At 42.5% G+C, this 17,027-nt stretch carries 15 protein-coding genes; 5 read left to right on the top strand and 10 right to left on the bottom strand.

Features of this window, described 5'->3' with window-relative positions; genetic code table 11:
* Nucleotides 1-6: 6 nt before the first annotated feature.
* The 4 genes from oleC to H5125_RS15625 form a co-directional block, all read right to left on the bottom strand.
* Nucleotides 7-1,701 carry an olefin beta-lactone synthetase gene (gene oleC, locus H5125_RS15640; RefSeq protein ID WP_182744712.1) on the bottom strand — a complete coding sequence of 565 codons (1,695 nt, stop codon included), beginning with the start codon at nt 1,699-1,701 and terminating at the stop codon, nt 7-9.
* 126 nt (nt 1,702-1,827) lie between these two features.
* Entirely contained in the window at nt 1,828-2,703 is an 876-nt protein-coding gene (locus H5125_RS15635) for an alpha/beta fold hydrolase (protein ID WP_182744711.1), read from the bottom strand.
* Between the two features lie 58 nt (nt 2,704-2,761).
* Complete coding sequence (locus H5125_RS15630; protein ID WP_101086711.1) at nt 2,762-3,811, bottom strand: 3-oxoacyl-ACP synthase III; 1,050 nt, start codon at nt 3,809-3,811, stop codon at nt 2,762-2,764.
* Nucleotides 3,812-4,066: 255 nt separating this feature from the next.
* Nucleotides 4,067-5,383 carry a methyltransferase gene (locus tag H5125_RS15625; protein ID WP_182744710.1) on the bottom strand — a complete coding sequence of 439 codons (1,317 nt, stop codon included), beginning with the start codon at nt 5,381-5,383 and terminating at the stop codon, nt 4,067-4,069.
* 79 nt (nt 5,384-5,462) lie between these two features.
* Between H5125_RS15625 and H5125_RS15620 the strand changes: the two genes are divergently transcribed.
* Nucleotides 5,463-5,690, top strand: a complete 228-nt coding sequence (locus H5125_RS15620; RefSeq protein WP_101086709.1) for a DUF1289 domain-containing protein — start codon at nt 5,463-5,465, stop codon at nt 5,688-5,690.
* A 466-nt stretch (nt 5,691-6,156) separates the two neighbouring features.
* Here H5125_RS15620 and H5125_RS15615 read toward each other — a convergent pair whose 3' ends face one another.
* The 6 genes from H5125_RS15615 to H5125_RS15590 all read right to left on the bottom strand — a co-directional run bounded on the left by H5125_RS15615 (nt 6,157) and on the right by H5125_RS15590 (nt 13,651).
* On the bottom strand, nt 6,157-6,513 hold the full coding sequence (locus H5125_RS15615; protein ID WP_182744720.1) for a YajD family HNH nuclease: 357 nt from the start codon (nt 6,511-6,513) through the stop codon (nt 6,157-6,159).
* An 843-nt stretch (nt 6,514-7,356) separates the two neighbouring features.
* On the bottom strand, nt 7,357-7,938 hold the full coding sequence (locus tag H5125_RS15610; RefSeq protein WP_182744709.1) for a DUF502 domain-containing protein: 582 nt from the start codon (nt 7,936-7,938) through the stop codon (nt 7,357-7,359).
* Between the two features lie 139 nt (nt 7,939-8,077).
* Nucleotides 8,078-8,782, bottom strand: coding sequence for a phosphate signaling complex protein PhoU (gene phoU / locus H5125_RS15605; protein WP_041412865.1), 705 nt, complete (start codon nt 8,780-8,782; stop codon nt 8,078-8,080).
* Nucleotides 8,783-8,830: 48 nt separating this feature from the next.
* Entirely contained in the window at nt 8,831-9,649 is an 819-nt protein-coding gene (gene pstB / locus H5125_RS15600; protein WP_101086707.1) for a phosphate ABC transporter ATP-binding protein PstB, read from the bottom strand.
* 26 nt (nt 9,650-9,675) lie between these two features.
* Nucleotides 9,676-11,337 carry a phosphate ABC transporter permease PstA gene (pstA, locus tag H5125_RS15595; RefSeq protein ID WP_101086706.1) on the bottom strand — a complete coding sequence of 554 codons (1,662 nt, stop codon included), beginning with the start codon at nt 11,335-11,337 and terminating at the stop codon, nt 9,676-9,678.
* Between the two features lie 58 nt (nt 11,338-11,395).
* A complete protein-coding gene (locus H5125_RS15590) occupies nt 11,396-13,651 on the bottom strand; it encodes an ABC transporter permease subunit (RefSeq protein WP_101086705.1) in 2,256 nt (751 codons plus the stop codon).
* A 196-nt stretch (nt 13,652-13,847) separates the two neighbouring features.
* Between H5125_RS15590 and H5125_RS15585 the strand changes: the two genes are divergently transcribed.
* From H5125_RS15585 to H5125_RS15570, 4 genes are all read left to right on the top strand, one after another.
* A complete protein-coding gene (locus tag H5125_RS15585) occupies nt 13,848-14,354 on the top strand; it encodes a glycine cleavage system protein R (RefSeq protein WP_011636830.1) in 507 nt (168 codons plus the stop codon).
* Between the two features lie 94 nt (nt 14,355-14,448).
* Nucleotides 14,449-15,267 (top strand): DUF2797 domain-containing protein, encoded by an 819-nt coding sequence (locus H5125_RS15580; RefSeq protein WP_101086704.1) that lies wholly within the window; start codon nt 14,449-14,451, stop codon nt 15,265-15,267.
* Between the two features lie 304 nt (nt 15,268-15,571).
* Nucleotides 15,572-16,177: a LysE family translocator gene (locus tag H5125_RS15575; RefSeq protein ID WP_101086703.1), complete on the top strand. Its 606-nt coding sequence runs from the start codon at nt 15,572-15,574 to the stop codon at nt 16,175-16,177.
* Between the two features lie 29 nt (nt 16,178-16,206).
* Entirely contained in the window at nt 16,207-16,749 is a 543-nt protein-coding gene (locus tag H5125_RS15570) for a DUF1415 domain-containing protein (protein ID WP_101086702.1), read from the top strand.
* Nucleotides 16,750-17,027 lie beyond the last annotated feature (278 nt).

The following is a 17,027-nucleotide window of genomic DNA, read 5'->3' as shown; positions in this document are numbered from 1 at the left end:
ACGGCCTTATTCTTTCCACTGCTTTTGTGCCCAAACAGCGAGCTTTTCTCTGAAAATTTTAGCATTATGGCGTACATCTACAGGGAAGTCGGGATGAATTAAAAAACGACCAATACCTTGCGTATGTGGATACTGCTCGGCTAATTCTATTAACTCTTGATAAAGGGCTTTAGAGGTTGAGCAAACAATATCTTTTTGCAATTCGATACACATAACTGGCACAACGTCCCCACCCACATTAACGCCAACAATGGCAGAACGTTTGACTTGAGTGTGAGTATTAAACACTCGCTCACAGGGCAGTGTATAAAAGCGCTTTAATTTTTGCTTACCGCGCGTGGCATCAACAATATGGCCTTTACGACCACACATCCACAATAAGCCATTATCATCGAGATAACCCACATCTCCCATGCGGTGCTTAACGTGTTCACCGTCGTGTATTTTAGCTAACTCAGTGGCATGTTGACGTTGATAATAGGCTTGGCTAACCATAGGGCCGCTCACGACAATTTCGCCAATTTCATTTGCGCTAAGCTTTTTAACTTCAGACCAATCTAATTGGACTTTATCTATAATGGCAATAATATCAACACTAACTGACGATATCGGTTTGCCGACACATATGCCTTTACCTTGATCGGTCTGTTGACTGGTCGCAAACAACGCATGACTACCAATCATGCTAATAGGTAACGATTCAGTGGCACCATAAGAGTTAAGCACTTCAACTTGTGGGTTAAGCATGTTGCTAAAGCGCTTGATTGAGCTAATCGTTGCCGGAGCACCCGCTGATATCACTCGCTTAACGCTAGTCAGTTTATGCTGAGTTTGCTCGCCAGCTTGACCTAATCGCTCTAGCAAAGCTGGGTTAACAAACATATTGCTACATTTATATTGCTCGATTGCAGCAAACAAATTGGCTGGGTTTGCGGTAATAGGTTTACTCGCATCCATGTCTGGCACAATGGATGCCATGCCTAATGCAGGGCCAAATAATGAAAACAGCGGAAAAGTCGCTAAGTCTCGCTCGCCAGGAGCGATGCCGTAATCGTGTTTAAGTGCGCTTATTTGCGCTTCAAACATCCCATGGCTGTACACCACGCCTTTGGGAGTACCAGTACTGCCACTGGTAAACAAAATAGCGGCCATATCATCTGGCTTTAGCAGGGCCATTTCAAAAGGATAAGCCTCATTTCGGCCTATTTCGGTAATAGTTTCTAAACTTGTGGCATTTGTTAACCAACGTTCAATGCCTGAACCACCGACATTAATTACCTGTTTAACACTGCTTTTTCCCCAACCCAGTACACGCCTAGCAATATGCGCTTTAGGTATGCCGATAAAGGCATCTGGTTGCGACTCTGCAAAACACTGTTTAAGATTTTTGATGCCCATACCTGGGTCAACTAAAATGGGGATAATACCTGCTTTGAACAAGGCAAATGTTAACGAGAAAAACTCAATGCTTGGGGTGACCATTAACACGGCTTTCATGCCGCGCTTGATACCGTACTGAATGAGCCCTTTAGCAATCATGTCCGATTGTTGATGTAAGGTAGCAAAGTCGATTTCTTGATAATTGAACTGGCCTTGCTTAGCGTGTTGCACTGCAACAGCAAGTCCGGCAGGCATAGTTTGCGCAGCCGTTTTAAGGTGCTGACAGATATTGGCATTAGCAAGTGCAGAGGTTTGAGTCATGTGGCTTCATTTTTGGCTAATGTGAGTAACACATATATGCTGGCTAACGACAATAACGAGCCAATATATAAATAATTATAGACGGTTAAATAGCTAAAAGGCTCAAATGAGCCTTTTAGGGTGTAATTAATTTTTTGCGATAAAGTCTTTAATTAAGCCAATCACTTCGTCGCTGGCATCTTCAAGAATGTAATGACCGCAGTCAGCAAACTCGTGCACCGTGGCGTGAGGCATTCGCTGTCGCCATTCTTCTAAAAAATACTTATCAAACACAAAATCTTGTAAACCAAAACAAATCAACGTCGGTACGTCAGCAAACTCGCTTAAGCTATCGCCAATGCTAGTCACTAAGTCGTAGTTTCTGTCGCCAGGTTTGAGTGGAATGTCTTGGACAAAGCGTAGTGTCGAAATACGGTTTTTCCAAGAATCAAATGGCGCTACATAAGCTTCACGCACTTCTTTAGACATGGGTTTACGTTTAACACCCACATACGAGGCTGCTGATGAAAATGCATTTAAACCACGGACTAACAAGGTGCCGAGTAAGGTTTCGCGGCAAATCCACAATGCCCAAGGAAACGGTTTGGTTTTAGGAAGATGAAACGCTGCCGTGTTTAAACACACAATGCGTTTAATACGCTCAGGATGACGTGCAGCAAAGCCCATTCCAATCATACCGCCCCAGTCGTGTACCACGAGGGTGATGTTTTGTTTTACATCAAGGCTGTCTAGCAAGGCTTCTAAATCATCAATACGGTTTTTTAGGGTGTAATCGTATTGTGGATCATCGGGTTTGTCTGATAAGCCGCAACCAATATGGTCTGGCACAATACACTGATGCTGATCGCTCAACGCGCTCACTAAATTACGGTAGTAGTAACTCCAACTAGGATTACCGTGCACCATAACGACTGGCTCGCCTTGGCCTTCGTTTATGTAATGTAGTTTATTGCCGTTACGGTCTAAATAATGACTTTTAAATGGCAGTAAGTTGTCTAGCATGATGCATCCTGTTAACTATTTTTATAATGATATGCAAAAATTCAGTGCAGCCCAAGGCTTACCACTTAATTCCTAACATCATGCAGTTCAAACCACTGCCTATCCCTAAAAAGCTGACTTGGTCGCCAACACGTAAAAAACCTTCATCGTGGGCAATTGCAGCAGTAACCGGTAATGAAACCGTGCCCATGTTGCCTAAGGTTTGATAGGTGGGATATTCTTTTTCGTGGGGGATGTTTAATGCATTTAGCACTTGTCGGCGGTTTGATGCGCCCACTTGGTGACAAATCACTTTATCAACTTGTTCAACAACCCAATCACGCTGCTCTAGGAAATGCTCCCAAGTATGCTTAGCAAGTTCTACGCCTTCTTTGAGCAAGGTAACTGCATCGGTACGCATAAACTCGCGATACAATAAGTGCCCTGCTTCTTGTAGGCCCCATTGACACAATTGGTGGTGCTCAGGTGCAGACAAATGACTCGCACCTAGCAATTGATGCTGGCGTGTGGTGGTAAGTGGCAAAGTGCCATCGGTTAAAATGACTGCTACCGCACCTGAACCACCGGTTAACGTAGCCAATGACTGAGCAAAATTCTGCATTGTCGGTTCGGCTAGCATGTGATCGATGGTGGCATCAACGATATCTCGTGCAGATTCGCACGACACAACCATGCCGGCTTTGATTTGCCCAAGTTCAATACGATTGGCAATATCTAAAATACCCGACAACACCCCTAAACAAGCATTGCTGATGTCGTAAATGGCTGTGTCTTTAGACACGCCAAGTTCGGCAGCAATACGGCAAGCGGTTGCTGGTTCGTGTTGGTCACGGCACACACCCGTGTAAACCACAGCACCTAAGTCGCTGACATTAATACCGGTTTCATTCACGGCTTTACGTGCAGCAGCAATAGCGCCGTCTGATAAACGATGACCTTTAGGCCACCAACGACGCTCGGTAATTCCGGTTAATGCGGCAAGTTGCCCCATAGGAATACGAAACTTTTGATAAAGCGGGGCCAAGCGAGATTCTAAATCGCTACTCGACACTACTTGGGGTGCTAGCTCATAAGCCAGACTATTGATAAAGACGCGTGAATATTTCATTAAACCGTATAATTCGCTTCGCTCTAGCAAGCACAAAAGCCACTAGAATAGTTGTTATTCGTTATTAACCCGCCATTTGAACAAGAATGGCTTAATTATTCAATCAAAAACAGCAAGCTAATGCGGTAATTTGGATAATATATTGTGGTTAGATTTTATTATTTGATTAACTAGTTTGTTGATTTTCACAGTTTTAGGGCAAATAGACTAGTATAAACAAAGGTTTAATTTACAGTTTTGTGACAAAGGCTGCTATTAGTTTGTTTTAATTGCTTGGATCATCGCATTTCGTGGTGTAACACTGTTTGCACAAAATTCAGTCAAAGCCACTTGATATCCCTGCTCTTGTAAAAAACACACTCGATCGAGCAACAGCCAATGCTCCAAAGCTCGGCGAAATAGATGGGCCACTAAATCTATTCGCTTAGTAAGCCGTTGTCGCTCAATTCCGCGGTGCAAATAATGGCTCAAATTAATCTCACTGGATATAACTAAATGCTTTTGATTTGCAGCCCATTGGCAAAAGTCGCTAAAACTGCCACTAAGCTGGCTTTTTTTAATGGTCGGCACCGATAAATAAGCATCGATGCCGCGAATTTCTCGTTGCAAACTGTCAAAACCTAAGCGCCATGATATCTCTTGATTGCGTAATGTTTGTTTTTTGGTGCCTGCAATAACGCTTTGTTGCAATGGCAGCTGTAAGTCATGCTTTGACAGTTTGACCGCACTGACTTTGGCTAAGGCCGATAGCGGTTGATAATGTGTATGTTCAATCAAATGATAACAGCAGGGTGAAATAGACATCACCCGAGTGCCTGCCGATACTGCGAGTTGGAGTAAACGAATGTGTAAATCACCACAGGCGTGCAATGCGATTGCATGTTGATCAATTAACAAAAGCGGTTTACCTGGGTCGATTGGCGCAAAAGCATCGGCACAAATAAAAGTTTGCGGTAATTGCCATTGTTTTGCAAAAACCTGGCCTTGTGAGCATAAACTCGCTTGCCACTCAATACTTGTTACCTCAACATTTTGCTGCTTAGCCACCAAGCGGCCCAAATGCCCTTTACCAGCACACCACTCTAAAATAGGTAACCGAGGTAGTTGGGGTTGAGATTGTGGATCAACTTGCTCCGAGAACGCGGTAATCTGTTGCCACTTTCGACCTTTAATATGGGCACTAAAATGCGCTGAATCGCTATTTAGGTGATCATTCACGAGTGTTTCAGTGTCAGAAACAGCTTGAGCATCGTCACTGTTAATCGTACTTGTAGGCAAAGTGATGACTAACAAGCTTAATTGGCTAATTAACTGATCAACCTGCGGCAGTTTGCTTTGCTTGATATCGCAAATCAGACTTGGCAACAACGACTCTACAAGCTGTTGCTGATCCATATCAATAGTATCAATTTCTACATCATCAAGTTGCCACACCTTTTGGGCTAATTGTGGGAAATCGTGCTGCCAAGGTAAGTGGTCACACTCAAACGCGACCAGCTGCCATAAGGGTTTTAGAGCCTCAAGAAGTGAGTCTATGGCATTAAAGGTCTGTTGATATTTGATTACGGACATATTGAGACTTGTAGTTAACCTTAGCCGATTGAAATGATAGGATGCGAGTCATTAAATCACCGAACTGGAATTGTAAACTATGCACTCACCTTGTGTCGCCCGTTGTGGCTTAAATGCTGACGATTATTGTATGGGCTGTTTTCGTCACATTGATGAAATTGTAACGTGGTCACAAGCCAGTGAAGAACGAAAGAAACAAATTTTTGATAGTCTAGAAGGCAGAAAACAGCTGTATTTAGGCGACAACAACAACCAAACGTTGTCACGGGCAAAATGGTTGGAAGCTGAAAAGCGGATTAAACGGTAATAGGTGATAACGAGCGATTACGAGCCTAGATGCTAGGGCGGACTTCGTCCAGCTAGTGCGCTTCGCTTCTATAACAACGGTAAAGCATCAAGCAGATCCAGCTCAGAAGTATTTCCATGATAGGACCTAGCCCTAAGCTTTAATCTTTTGAATTTGATTTTATAGCATCTCGCCGCGAAGCGACCTAGCTCCGAGGCAGTTTCCCGCTTGTCATCGCCTGTTATCGATTTTTATCGTTCTTACCAGCTTTTGACATTGCCTGTATAGCATCTCGCCGCGAAGCGACCTAGCTCCGAGGCTGTTTCCCGCTTGTCATCGCCTGTTATCGATTTTATCGTTCTTACCAGCTTTTGACATTGCCTGTATAGCATCTCGCCGCGAAGCGACCTAGTTCCTAGGCTTTTTATCGCTCGCCATCGCTTGTTATCGATTTTCATCGATCTTACCGACTTTCACCGTCTCTGCTCTACTTCTTCATCATCGCTTTTAAGTCTGCGAACGGATTGAAAGTGGCAGCATCTTGTTTGGCTTCTTTAGTGCTACCGTAACGAATAAGCTCTTCAAAGCGTGAGTGTTCATTGTCGTGACAGTACAGGCACAACAACTCCCAATTCGTGCCATCTGACGGGTTATTGTCATGATTATGATCACGGTGATGCACAGTTAATTCAGATAAGTTTTTATGTATAAATTCTCTAGTACAACGCCCACACACCCAAGGATATAGCTTAAGTGCTTGCTCACGATATCCTTTTTCACGAGAAGCTTTGTAGTCTCTCGCTTCAGCTAATACTTTATCTAATTTACTTTCGTTGGCTGACATTGATTTATCACTCATAAATGAAATTACCCCAAGGATAATCACTGTTATCGCTTGCGGCAATTATTTGCTAGATCTTATTTTAAGATTATTGTGTGATTAGCACTATTAACAATGACAAAACAATGACAAAACATCACTTAGCTTGCTCTAATCACCTAAAGCCTAGATACTATACAAGCAAAGTAACAAACGATGATAAGCAATAAAGTGAGATGACAAGCGCATCGCTCGCCGCTATCGCTTGTTACCGCAAACGGGCTCTTATAGCAGCGAAGCAAACTAGCAAGACGCAGTCCGCTCTAGTATCTAGGCATGTTATCGCCATTATCGTTTATTAGCGCCGTTACCGCTTGTTACCGCTTAAAGAGGCTATTATAGCAGCGAAGCGAACTAGTAGGACGCAGTCCGCTCTAGTCTCTAGGTTTGTTATCGCTTGTTAGCGCAGCTATCGCTTGATACCGATTGTTTCCCTTCAACTGGCTCTTATAGCAGCGAAGCGAACTAGCAGGACGCAGTCCGCTCTAGTCTCTATGTTTGTTATCGCTTGTTATCGCCGCTATCGCTTGATACCGATTGTTACCGTCAACTGGCTCTTATAGCAGCGAAGCGAACTAGCAGGACGCAGTCCGCTCTAGTATCTAGGCATGTTATCGCTTGTTATCGCCGTTACCGCTTAAACAGGCTCTTATAGCAGCGAAGCGAACTAGCAGGACGCAGTCCGCTCTAGCATCTAGGTTTGTTATCGCTTGTTAGCACCGTTATCGCTTGTTATCGCCGCTATCGCTTGATACCGCTTAATACCGCTTTTATCAGCGTTATCGCTCAAACCGTCTTCCAGCCTATTTAAGCTGCTTTACTGTTCGATATTCCAGCGGTTAAATTAAAGCGCATTGCATCTTCAAATGACCAATCGACAAAAATAAGGTCGTCGCGTTTAACCAAACTTGTCACCCCAGCTATTTGGTAACTGAGTTGGAATAATACTGGCACCCAATCACCTTCTGGCAATGCATCGGCAAGGGGTTGTGGTGCTGAGTCACTCATAATAAAGCCCACGACAAAACTACCATTGGCTTGTTTGACTAATACCGTTTTTTGGGTTTTAGGTTGGCCGTCGCGGTTCATTAAACTGGCGATATCACGAATACTGCCATAAACAGATTTAAACAAAGGAAACTTCATCAGTTGGTTTTCTACCCAACCGTACACCCAAGCAATTGGACTAACGGAAAATAATAATCCCGCTACAAACACTAAACTCGCTACCAAACAAAATCCTGCGCCAACAAAAGCCGCTTTTACCCCCACAATATCAAGCAATAATTTACCTAAGCCATCGAGTGAGATAAACAATGACCAAAATAGCCAAATAGACAACACCATAGGTAATAAATTGGTTAAACCACGAGTAAGGGTATTTTTCATGAACGATTTCTTCTACATCAGATTTAGGCGCCAAAGATAACAAATATCCATCAAAACCGCTAAACAAAAACGCCCTATGCGGGGCTGTTTGTTCGATAAACAGTGCAACATAGGGCGTTTCTAAAGTCGCTAAGACCTATTACAGCTCTTTTTCCATTTCTTCGTAAGAAATATGGCGAACGTCTTTACCTTTCACATAGTAAATAACGTATTCACAGATATTTTTACAACGGTCGCCGACACGCTCAACTGCACGCGCAGCCCATAATACGTCTAACACACCAGGGATTGAACGAGGATCTTCCATCATATGAGTCATTAATTGACGAATAATACCTTCATACTCTTTGTCTAATTTCGCATCTTCTTTGTGTAACTCAAATGCTTGATCAGCATCCATACGTGCTAATGCATCTAACGTTGAGTGCAACATACGTGTAGCATGACGCCCCATGTTTTCAATACTCACCAATAAAGGCTGTTGACTGTTAGCGCGCTTTTCTACCGCGGCTTTGGCGATACGAACACAAGCATCACCAATGCGTTCAAGATCGGTAATGGTTTTAGAAATAGCCAAAATTAAGCGTAAATCACTGGCAGCAGGTTGACGCTTAGCAATAATACGGGTGCACTCTTCATCAATAGCCACTTCCATACCATTGACTTTGTGGTCGCCTTCAATCACTTGTTGCGCTAATTCTGAGTCAAGTGTTGCTAGCGCATCCAATGCTTGCTCAAGCTGGCGCTCAACAAGCCCGCCCATGGCTAATACGCGATTACGAATATCATCAAGCTCGGCATTAAACTGACCTGATATGTGTTTACTTAAATTCATTTTTTCCATGATACCCACCTAAATTCTGTATGTTAATTAAAAGCGTTTTAAGCAAGATTAACCGTAACGACCAGTAATATAATCTTCTGTTTTACGCTTTTTAGGGGTCGTGAAAATGGTGTTGGTATTAGCGTACTCAACCAATTCACCCATGTACATAAAGGCCGTTTGATCTGACACTCGTGCCGCTTGTTGCATGTTATGCGTCACAATCACCACGGTATATTTTTGCTTTAACTCAGTAATCAATTCTTCAATAGTTAAGGTTGAGATTGGGTCAAGTGCTGACGTTGGCTCATCGAGTAATAATACTTCTGGCTCAATGGCAATGGCACGGGCAATCACCAAACGTTGTTGCTGACCACCAGATAAACCAAATGCATTGTCGTGTAGACGGTCTTTCACTTCGTCCCAAATCGCTGCGCCACGCAATGAACGCTCTGCCGCTTCGTCTAAATCACGACGATTACTTAACCCTTGCAAACGTAAACCATACACCACGTTTTCGTAAATTGACTTAGGGAACGGGTTAGGACGCTGAAACACCATACCGACGTTACGACGTAGTGCCGCTACATCGACTTTCTTGTCATAAATGTTCTGCCCATGAAGTAAGATTTCACCTTCAATTTTACAACTATCAACCAAATCATTCATGCGGTTAATACAACGTAACAGCGTTGATTTACCGCAACCACTTGGGCCGATAAATGCCGTAACTTGTTTTTTAGGGATCTTCATCGACACATCAAATAGCGCTTGTTTGTCACCGTAACGTAAATCAAGATTACGGATTTCAAGTGCGGTATCCTGTGCCGGTAAATTAGCTAAATCAACGGCTTCTGTTTGCATTGCTGAACTATCAATAGAAATCATTTTATCTTTCCTCAGGATATCGCTAATTAATGTTCTAGCGAACGGAATTTTTCACGTAAATGGTTGCGCACGCTGATAGCGGTTAAATTAAGAGCAACAATTACAGATACTAATAAGAACGAAGTTGCGTACACCAATGGGCGTGCGGCTTCTACGTTAGGGCTTTGGAAGCCTACATCGTAAATATGGAAACCTAAGTGCATGAACTTACGTTCTAAATGCACAAACGGGAAGTTCATATCAATCGGTAATGTTGGGGCTAATTTTACTACACCCACTAACATCAACGGCGCCACTTCGCCGGCAGCACGTGCCACGGCTAAAATCAAACCAGTCATAATTGCTGGGCTTGCCATTGGAATAACAATGCGCCATAAGGTCTCGGCTTTAGTCGCGCCTAATGCCAAGCTGCCTTGACGCACAGCACTCGGAATTCGGCTTAAACCCTCTTCGGTTGATACAATCACCACCGGCAAGGTTAAAATGGCTAAAGTTAATGCAGACCAAATCACCCCAGGAGAGCCAAATGTCGGTGCTGGTAACGCTTCTGGGAAGAACAATTGGTCAATTGAGCCGCCCATCATGTACACAAAGAAACCTAAACCAAACACACCATAAACAATTGACGGTACACCGGCTAAGTTAATCACCGCAATACGGATAAGCTTAGTAATAGGGCCTTTCTTGGCGTATTCGTGCAAGTAAATAGCAGCGACAACTCCAAATGGCGTCACGATAACGGCCATGAGCATCACCATAAATACCGTGCCAAAAATAGCGGGGAAAACACCACCTTCAGTATTGGCTTCACGCGGGTCATCACTCACAAAGCGACCTATTCCCACAAACCAGTGACCCACTTTACCTAGCAAACTCATGTGATTGACATAACTTACGTCTAAAATTGAGTCCAGTTGCAAGGTGACTTCAACACCGCGCATGTCTTTAATCACCACAGAATCACGCGCCGCTTTATCACGCAGGGCAAACAAGTCTTTTTCAAGCACTAAGTAGTCTTGGTTAAGCTGTTCGATTTGCGCCTTGATATCCGCTTTACGCTCAGCCGTTAATTCACCATCAAGCTCATAACCACGCTCTTTCAAACGTAGACGTTCCATTTGATAATTTATCGAGCCAATATCGCTTTTTTGCAACTCCAAGGCTTCGTCAGAAATTGCCACTGCGCGGTCGATATGGTCAAACAAAGACGCTTCTATGTCTGCTTCATTAGTTAGCTCTAAACGTTTACCGTCTTCGATTACCGCAACAGGATAACCGTAAAAATTACCGTTTTTAGTTCGTTCAAGTTTAGCGACATCAGCAGGCATAGAGCGGCTAACGATATCGGTTCCTAAAATCCAACGAAAATCTAAACCAACAAACTCACGGTTACCGGTTTTTACCAAGTAACGAGTAACAAACTCACCAGGGTGTTTGGCAAATTTATGACCAGCTGAAATTAAGCGCTCTGTAGGCACCTCTTCACGGTCGTAAATCTCACCAATTAAGGTACTTTTAACACCATTGTTGTCTTCGAGTTGCCATTCATAAACATCAGCAGGCCAAAAGTAACTCAAGCCACGCCAAGCGATTAACAGTAATAAGCCTAAAACGGCAATCAAACTGATACTAACGGCACCACCGGTCATCCAAATCCACGGTGAACCTGATTTAAACCACTTACCCATTGCACAAACCTCTCAAGGCGATTGGCGAATTAATCATTAATTGAGTCATCATCTTTCCTTACAGTGAGCTATAACGTTCGCGTAAACGTTGGCGAACAACTTCAGCAATGGTATTAAAGAAGAAGGTGAACACGAACAATACAAAGGCAGCTAAGAACAATACGCGATAATGCGTACTGCCAATGGCCGACTCAGGCATTTCTACGGCAATGTTTGCCGCTAAGGTACGCATACCTTCAAATACACTCCACTCAAGGATTGCAGTATTACCGGTAGCCATTAACACAATCATGGTTTCACCCACTGCACGGCCTAAGCCCATCATGATAGCCGAGAAAATACCCGGACTTGCGGTAAGCAATACCACCTTGGTCAGGGTTTGCCAGTTTGTTGCACCCAGTGCCAAACTGCCGTTTGATAAATGACGTGGTACAGAGAAAATCGCATCTTCAGCAATCGAGAATATGGTTGGAATGACCGCAAATCCCATGGCAATACCCACAACCAGCGCATTACGTTGGTCGAATGTGATGCCTAAATCATTGGTAATAAATTGACGAGTATTGCCGTCAAATAACGCCACTTCAATTATTGGGCTGATTTCAAAGGAGAACCAACCAATAAATAGAATCACTGGCAATAGCATTAGCTCTTGATAGGTTTCAGGTAAGCGTTGCTTCCATTTTTCTGGCAATTTACTCCAAGCAAATGCAGTGGCAAGTATTGATGTGGGCAATAACATCAACAACACCACAATGCCGGGCAAATGATCTTCAATCAGTGGCGCTAACCATAAACCAGCTAAGAAACCTAAAATAACCGTCGGTAATGCTTCCATGATTTCAATGGTAGGCTTTACTACATTACGCACTTTAGGTGTCATGAAGTAAGCGGTATATATCGCCCCCGCAATCGCCAATGGCGCAGCGAATAGCATGGCGTAAAATGCCGCTTTCATGGTACCAAATGCCAGTGGCATTAAGCTTAATTTGGCTTCAAAGTCGTCAGAACCAGAAGTGGACTGCCACACATATTGTGGTTCAGGGTAACCTTCGTACCATACTTTTTCCCACAATGCGCTCCAGGATATTTCTGGATGATCATTTTCAACAGAGAAAAGGTTAAGTTTGTTATCGGCCTCAATCACCAAGGCGTTTGAACGCGGGCTGAAGCCCATTTTACCTGGGTTAGTTAACTGAAATTTCTCGTCGAATAACTGACGTTCACTGGTTGTATAAAGCAGGGTTAATTCGCCATCTGCACTCAACACTGCAAAGCTTTTACGATAAAACTCTGTCGCCATTACACTGACTGGAGCAAGGTCATCAAACTCACGAATCTGCTGATATAAACGACCTTTTTCGCTATTAACTTGGAAGTACTGACTCACAATACCGCTGTCATAACTCACCAATATAGAGCTTGCTCCGGCAAGTAAATTTACTTGCTTAACTTCAGCATTCACTTTTTTAACATCGACAACTTGTAGTAACTCAATAGAGTCGGCATCGCGAGTGTTATAAATAAATAGTTTATTATTGGTACTCAAAATAAGCTGACGATGATCTGGAGTCATTATCGCTGATATAACATGATTAGGTGCATCATCAATAAACACTTCAACAGATGACCATTCAACTTCCTCAGTCATCATGTTTTCTTCGCCTTCTTGGCGATTAAGCTTCCAAGCACCATTGGCATTTTGGTAAGCAAAGCTCATGCGGCTGTCGCTAAAATCAAACACCAGATTATAAACAGCGCCCTCACTATTAATCGTTAATGGCGTTTCTCCCATCGGATAACGTAAAGTCGGCGTAATCAAGCGTTTATTGTCTGGGTAGGTTAATCCAAACTCAATGCCGACAACAATCACTTGCCCGTTGCTCAGCCCTAATGCAAAACGTTGCTCACTTGGGCTCGATTTAGCACTGCTGGTGACCGTTGTGCCTTCAGGAATTTTTGGCTTAAAAGATGAAATCAATTCACCGCTCGCGGCTGAATAAAAGTCAACTACACCCGATTCGGTCACGCGATAGAGCACTTCGTTTTGTTCATCGCTACCAACAGTTAAGGTTTTAACATCAGCATGTTGATAACTCACACTCGTAACAGGTTCTATATGTGCCCCATCAAAAATGGGCTTGATGACATACAGCAAATAGAAAAATATTAATAACAGGGTGACAAACACTAATGTGCCGCCAACGGTTACCCCAATCTCTGCTGCTTTATCCTTAAATGCTCTGCGGGTTGCATGTCTATCAACGAGTAGACTTTTTTCCGCAGAACCAGGTTTATTGACCTGACTTTCCATTAAGAACCTCTAATAATTAATCGATGCCATAATTAGCGCTTTGAATGTGTAGTCTACTATGCTAACAATAAATATTTATGACTAAATATATGAAAGTAAACAGCAGTAAAACAATAACACAATCTTAAGTGGCTGCGATTATATGACGTAAATATGACATTTGTGTTACAGACATTATTTATAGGAGAAATATCGAATGATGCGTTATCTTATTACTCTTCAAGCACCTGATAGAAAAGGCTTAGTAGAACAGATTGCCAATGTAGTAAGCCGCCATGGTGGCAACTGGCTAGACTCTGAAATGCGCCATATAGACGGTATTTTTGCAGCAATATTACAATTAGAAGTGCCTGCGCTAAAATGGGATGAGTTAATTGACGCCTTGGAATGCATTGACGGCTTAACCTTAACCTTCGCTAAAACAACCTTAAGTGCTAAACCTATTAAACATTTGCACTATAACTTAGTCGCATATGATCGCCCAGGGATTGTGTTGCATATATCTAATAAAATGAATGCCCTAGGCGTAAATATAGAACAATTTAGTAGCCAATATGAAACCGCCAGTCACACGGGCATTGCATTATTTAGAGCTACTATGGCATTAGGATTAACCGATCCGAGCCAAGAAGAGCAAATTACAGCATCACTGTATGAAATGGGTGATGATGTTGTATTAGATAAACTGAGTAAATCAGCATAAGTTAATTTAGACATTGAAAACCAATTAAGTCTAAAATCCGTTTTGATCCTCTGTTAAACTGCCACGAAATAATGATGATAAAAATGGATTAACCATGTTTGGAACGCTATCAAAACTGAAAACCCACCTCAATGATAACCATGAGGTGGAATATCATTTACCTGTTGGTGAAGCGCGTTTGGCGCTTAACCCGCTTATTGGTAAGTCATTAACCATGACTCATACAGGTAATATTTTTTGCAGCAACTGCGGTAAAAAGACTAAGAAAAGTTATTCTCAAGGTCACTGCTACGTATGCATGACAAAACTGGCCAGTTGCGACTTGTGTATAATGAAACCAGAAACATGCCATTTTGATCAAGGCACTTGCCGCGAACCTGAATGGGGCATATCAAATTGCTTTGTGCCCCACTACGTGTATTTATCGAATACATCAGGGATTAAAGTCGGCATTACTCGCCATACTCAAATCCCAACCCGTTGGATAGACCAAGGGGCGACTCAGGGCTTACCGATTTTTAAAGTGTCGACCCGTAAAATGTCGGGCTTAATCGAAATTGAATTAGCCAAATTCATTAACGACAAAACTCATTGGCAAGCTATGCTAAAAGGTCATAATGATGATGTCGATTTGGTTGAACAAGCAGCCCAACTTATTCCGCTAATTGAAGATAAACTGCAAGCGCTCGCAGTCGAATACCAAGACATTGTTATTGAACGCCTTGATGCCAACATTCAAGCGATTAGCTACCCAATTACGCAGTTTCCGGTGAAAGTTAAATCACACAACTTTGATAAAATTGCTGAAGTCACTGGTATTTTGCAAGGCATAAAAGGTCAATACCTTATTTTTGATACTGGGGTAATTAATATTCGTAAGTTTTCATCTTATGAAGTAGACGTTAGTTATTAAACTATCTAGCGATTAACTTGCTAATGACTTGTAACTTAATCGCTAAAAACCGTCTACATGCCGAAATAACGACTTCAAAGGTAAAATTTGAACTTGTTAAGTAAAAATGACCAACCAGAATTACACTTAGTAACTAATAATTTATTTGATAAATATCAAACCGTTAACAGTAAAACGAGTGTTTTTTTAGTCTTGAAATGACAAATTTAACCAAGCGTTAAAAAAATCATTATGGTGAATCACTCATTTCCCCTAGAATTCGATTTATAAAAATATCTTATTAATTCACTACAGAGACCCTTTCATGGAGTTAGTATTCGCCATTGCTTTATTTGCTTTTTCTGCCGGTATTACTCCTGGCCCTAACAACATTATGCTAATGACCTCTGGGGTTAATTTTGGTATTAAGCGCAGTATTCCGCACTTAATGGGTATTAGCTTGGGTTTTCCGACCATGATATTAGCGGTCGGGCTTGGGTTAAGTGCAATATTTCAAGCTTATCCTTTTATTCATATTGTGATTAAAGTGATTGGTATTAGTTACCTACTTTATCTGTCATGGTTAATTGCCAATAGCAGCAGTAAAATGGAAGGTAAAAAAGTAAGCAAACCGTTTAGCTTTTTACAAGCGGCAGCATTTCAATGGGTAAATCCAAAGGGATGGATTATGGCGGTAGGTGCCATTGCTACATTTACCTCAGTACAACAAGAGATCAATAGCCAAGTCGTGACCATTGCCAGCGTATTTTTATGCGTGGCATTTCCGTGTGCGATTGTTTGGTTAGGGTTTGGCGTGGCACTTAAACGTTTACTTAAAAATGAGCGTCAGCAACGTATTTTTAATATCACAATGGCTTTATTATTAGTGGCATCGATCATTCCAATGATGTTACCGCCAGCAACCCACTAATCAATTTTTTAGCGTTAAAAGGTTAACTAATGGAACAACATGAATGTCTTACTCATACTGAAAATTGGGTAAAAGATGTCATTATGAAATACAACATTTGTCCGTTTGCCCGTCGAGAAGTCGAACGCGCTAGCATTCGTTATGTTGCCATTGAAGAAACTAAAACAAAGTCTGTGTTAAAGGCGCTAATTGAAGAGTGCCAATACTTAGATAATCATCCTGAAACTGAAACCACGCTGTTTATTTTGCCGCGAGGTTTTGAAGGTTTTTACCCTTATTTAGATTTAGTCGATTACGCTACCGATGAGTTAATTGAGCAAGGCTATGAAGGTGTTTATCAATTAGCGACCTTTCATCCGGACTATTGTTTTGAAGGTGAACCACAAGACAGTGCGGCTAATTTTACCAATCGCTCCCCCTACCCTTGTTTGCATATTATCCGTGAAGCCAGCATGGAAATGGCATTAGCCAACTATACTGATCCTGAATCCATTCCTGAGCGAAATATAGCTTTTGCGGAACGTAAAGGCAGCGATTTCTTTGTCCAATTACTGCAGCATTGCACCAAATGAGTTGAGAAAGGTAACCGGCGGTAAAGAGCGGTATCAAGCGATGACAAGCGATTAACAGCCTAGAGACTAGGACGGACTTCGTCCTGCTAGACGCTGCGCGGCTATAAGAGCAGATTAAGCGAGCAAGTGATGAAAACGATAACAAGCGATGACAAGCGTTCTAGCATCTAGGCTCGTTCGCTGTTCTCTCGCTTGTCATCGCCCTTACCGCTTGTTATCAATTTATAGCCTAGAGACTAGGGCGGACTTCGTCCTGCTAGACGCTGCGCGGCTATAAG

The sequence above is a fragment of the Shewanella sp. SR44-4 genome (genome assembly GCF_014163715.1).
Classification (GTDB): Bacteria; Pseudomonadota; Gammaproteobacteria; order Enterobacterales; family Shewanellaceae; genus Shewanella.
The sequence above is the reverse complement of the archived record's forward strand: the minus strand, read 5'-3'. Positions and strand labels throughout refer to the sequence as shown.

What these genes read in the sequence shown, in the direction of transcription:
- oleC (WP_182744712.1), bottom strand. Translation starts at nt 1,701, where the DNA reads ATGACTCAAACCTCTGCACTTGCTAATGCCAATATCTGTCAGCACCTT.
- H5125_RS15635 (WP_182744711.1), bottom strand. Translation starts at nt 2,703, where the DNA reads ATGCTAGACAACTTACTGCCATTTAAAAGTCATTATTTAGACCGTAAC.
- H5125_RS15630 (WP_101086711.1), bottom strand. Translation starts at nt 3,811, where the DNA reads ATGAAATATTCACGCGTCTTTATCAATAGTCTGGCTTATGAGCTAGCA.
- H5125_RS15625 (WP_182744710.1), bottom strand. Translation starts at nt 5,383, where the DNA reads ATGTCCGTAATCAAATATCAACAGACCTTTAATGCCATAGACTCACTT.
- H5125_RS15620 (WP_101086709.1), top strand. Translation starts at nt 5,463, where the DNA reads ATGCACTCACCTTGTGTCGCCCGTTGTGGCTTAAATGCTGACGATTAT.
- H5125_RS15615 (WP_182744720.1), bottom strand. Translation starts at nt 6,513, where the DNA reads ATGTCAGCCAACGAAAGTAAATTAGATAAAGTATTAGCTGAAGCGAGA.
- H5125_RS15610 (WP_182744709.1), bottom strand. Translation starts at nt 7,938, where the DNA reads ATGAAAAATACCCTTACTCGTGGTTTAACCAATTTATTACCTATGGTG.
- phoU (WP_041412865.1), bottom strand. Translation starts at nt 8,782, where the DNA reads ATGGAAAAAATGAATTTAAGTAAACACATATCAGGTCAGTTTAATGCC.
- pstB (WP_101086707.1), bottom strand. Translation starts at nt 9,649, where the DNA reads ATGATTTCTATTGATAGTTCAGCAATGCAAACAGAAGCCGTTGATTTA.
- pstA (WP_101086706.1), bottom strand. Translation starts at nt 11,337, where the DNA reads ATGGGTAAGTGGTTTAAATCAGGTTCACCGTGGATTTGGATGACCGGT.
- H5125_RS15590 (WP_101086705.1), bottom strand. Translation starts at nt 13,651, where the DNA reads ATGGAAAGTCAGGTCAATAAACCTGGTTCTGCGGAAAAAAGTCTACTC.
- H5125_RS15585 (WP_011636830.1), top strand. Translation starts at nt 13,848, where the DNA reads ATGATGCGTTATCTTATTACTCTTCAAGCACCTGATAGAAAAGGCTTA.
- H5125_RS15580 (WP_101086704.1), top strand. Translation starts at nt 14,449, where the DNA reads ATGTTTGGAACGCTATCAAAACTGAAAACCCACCTCAATGATAACCAT.
- H5125_RS15575 (WP_101086703.1), top strand. Translation starts at nt 15,572, where the DNA reads ATGGAGTTAGTATTCGCCATTGCTTTATTTGCTTTTTCTGCCGGTATT.
- H5125_RS15570 (WP_101086702.1), top strand. Translation starts at nt 16,207, where the DNA reads ATGGAACAACATGAATGTCTTACTCATACTGAAAATTGGGTAAAAGAT.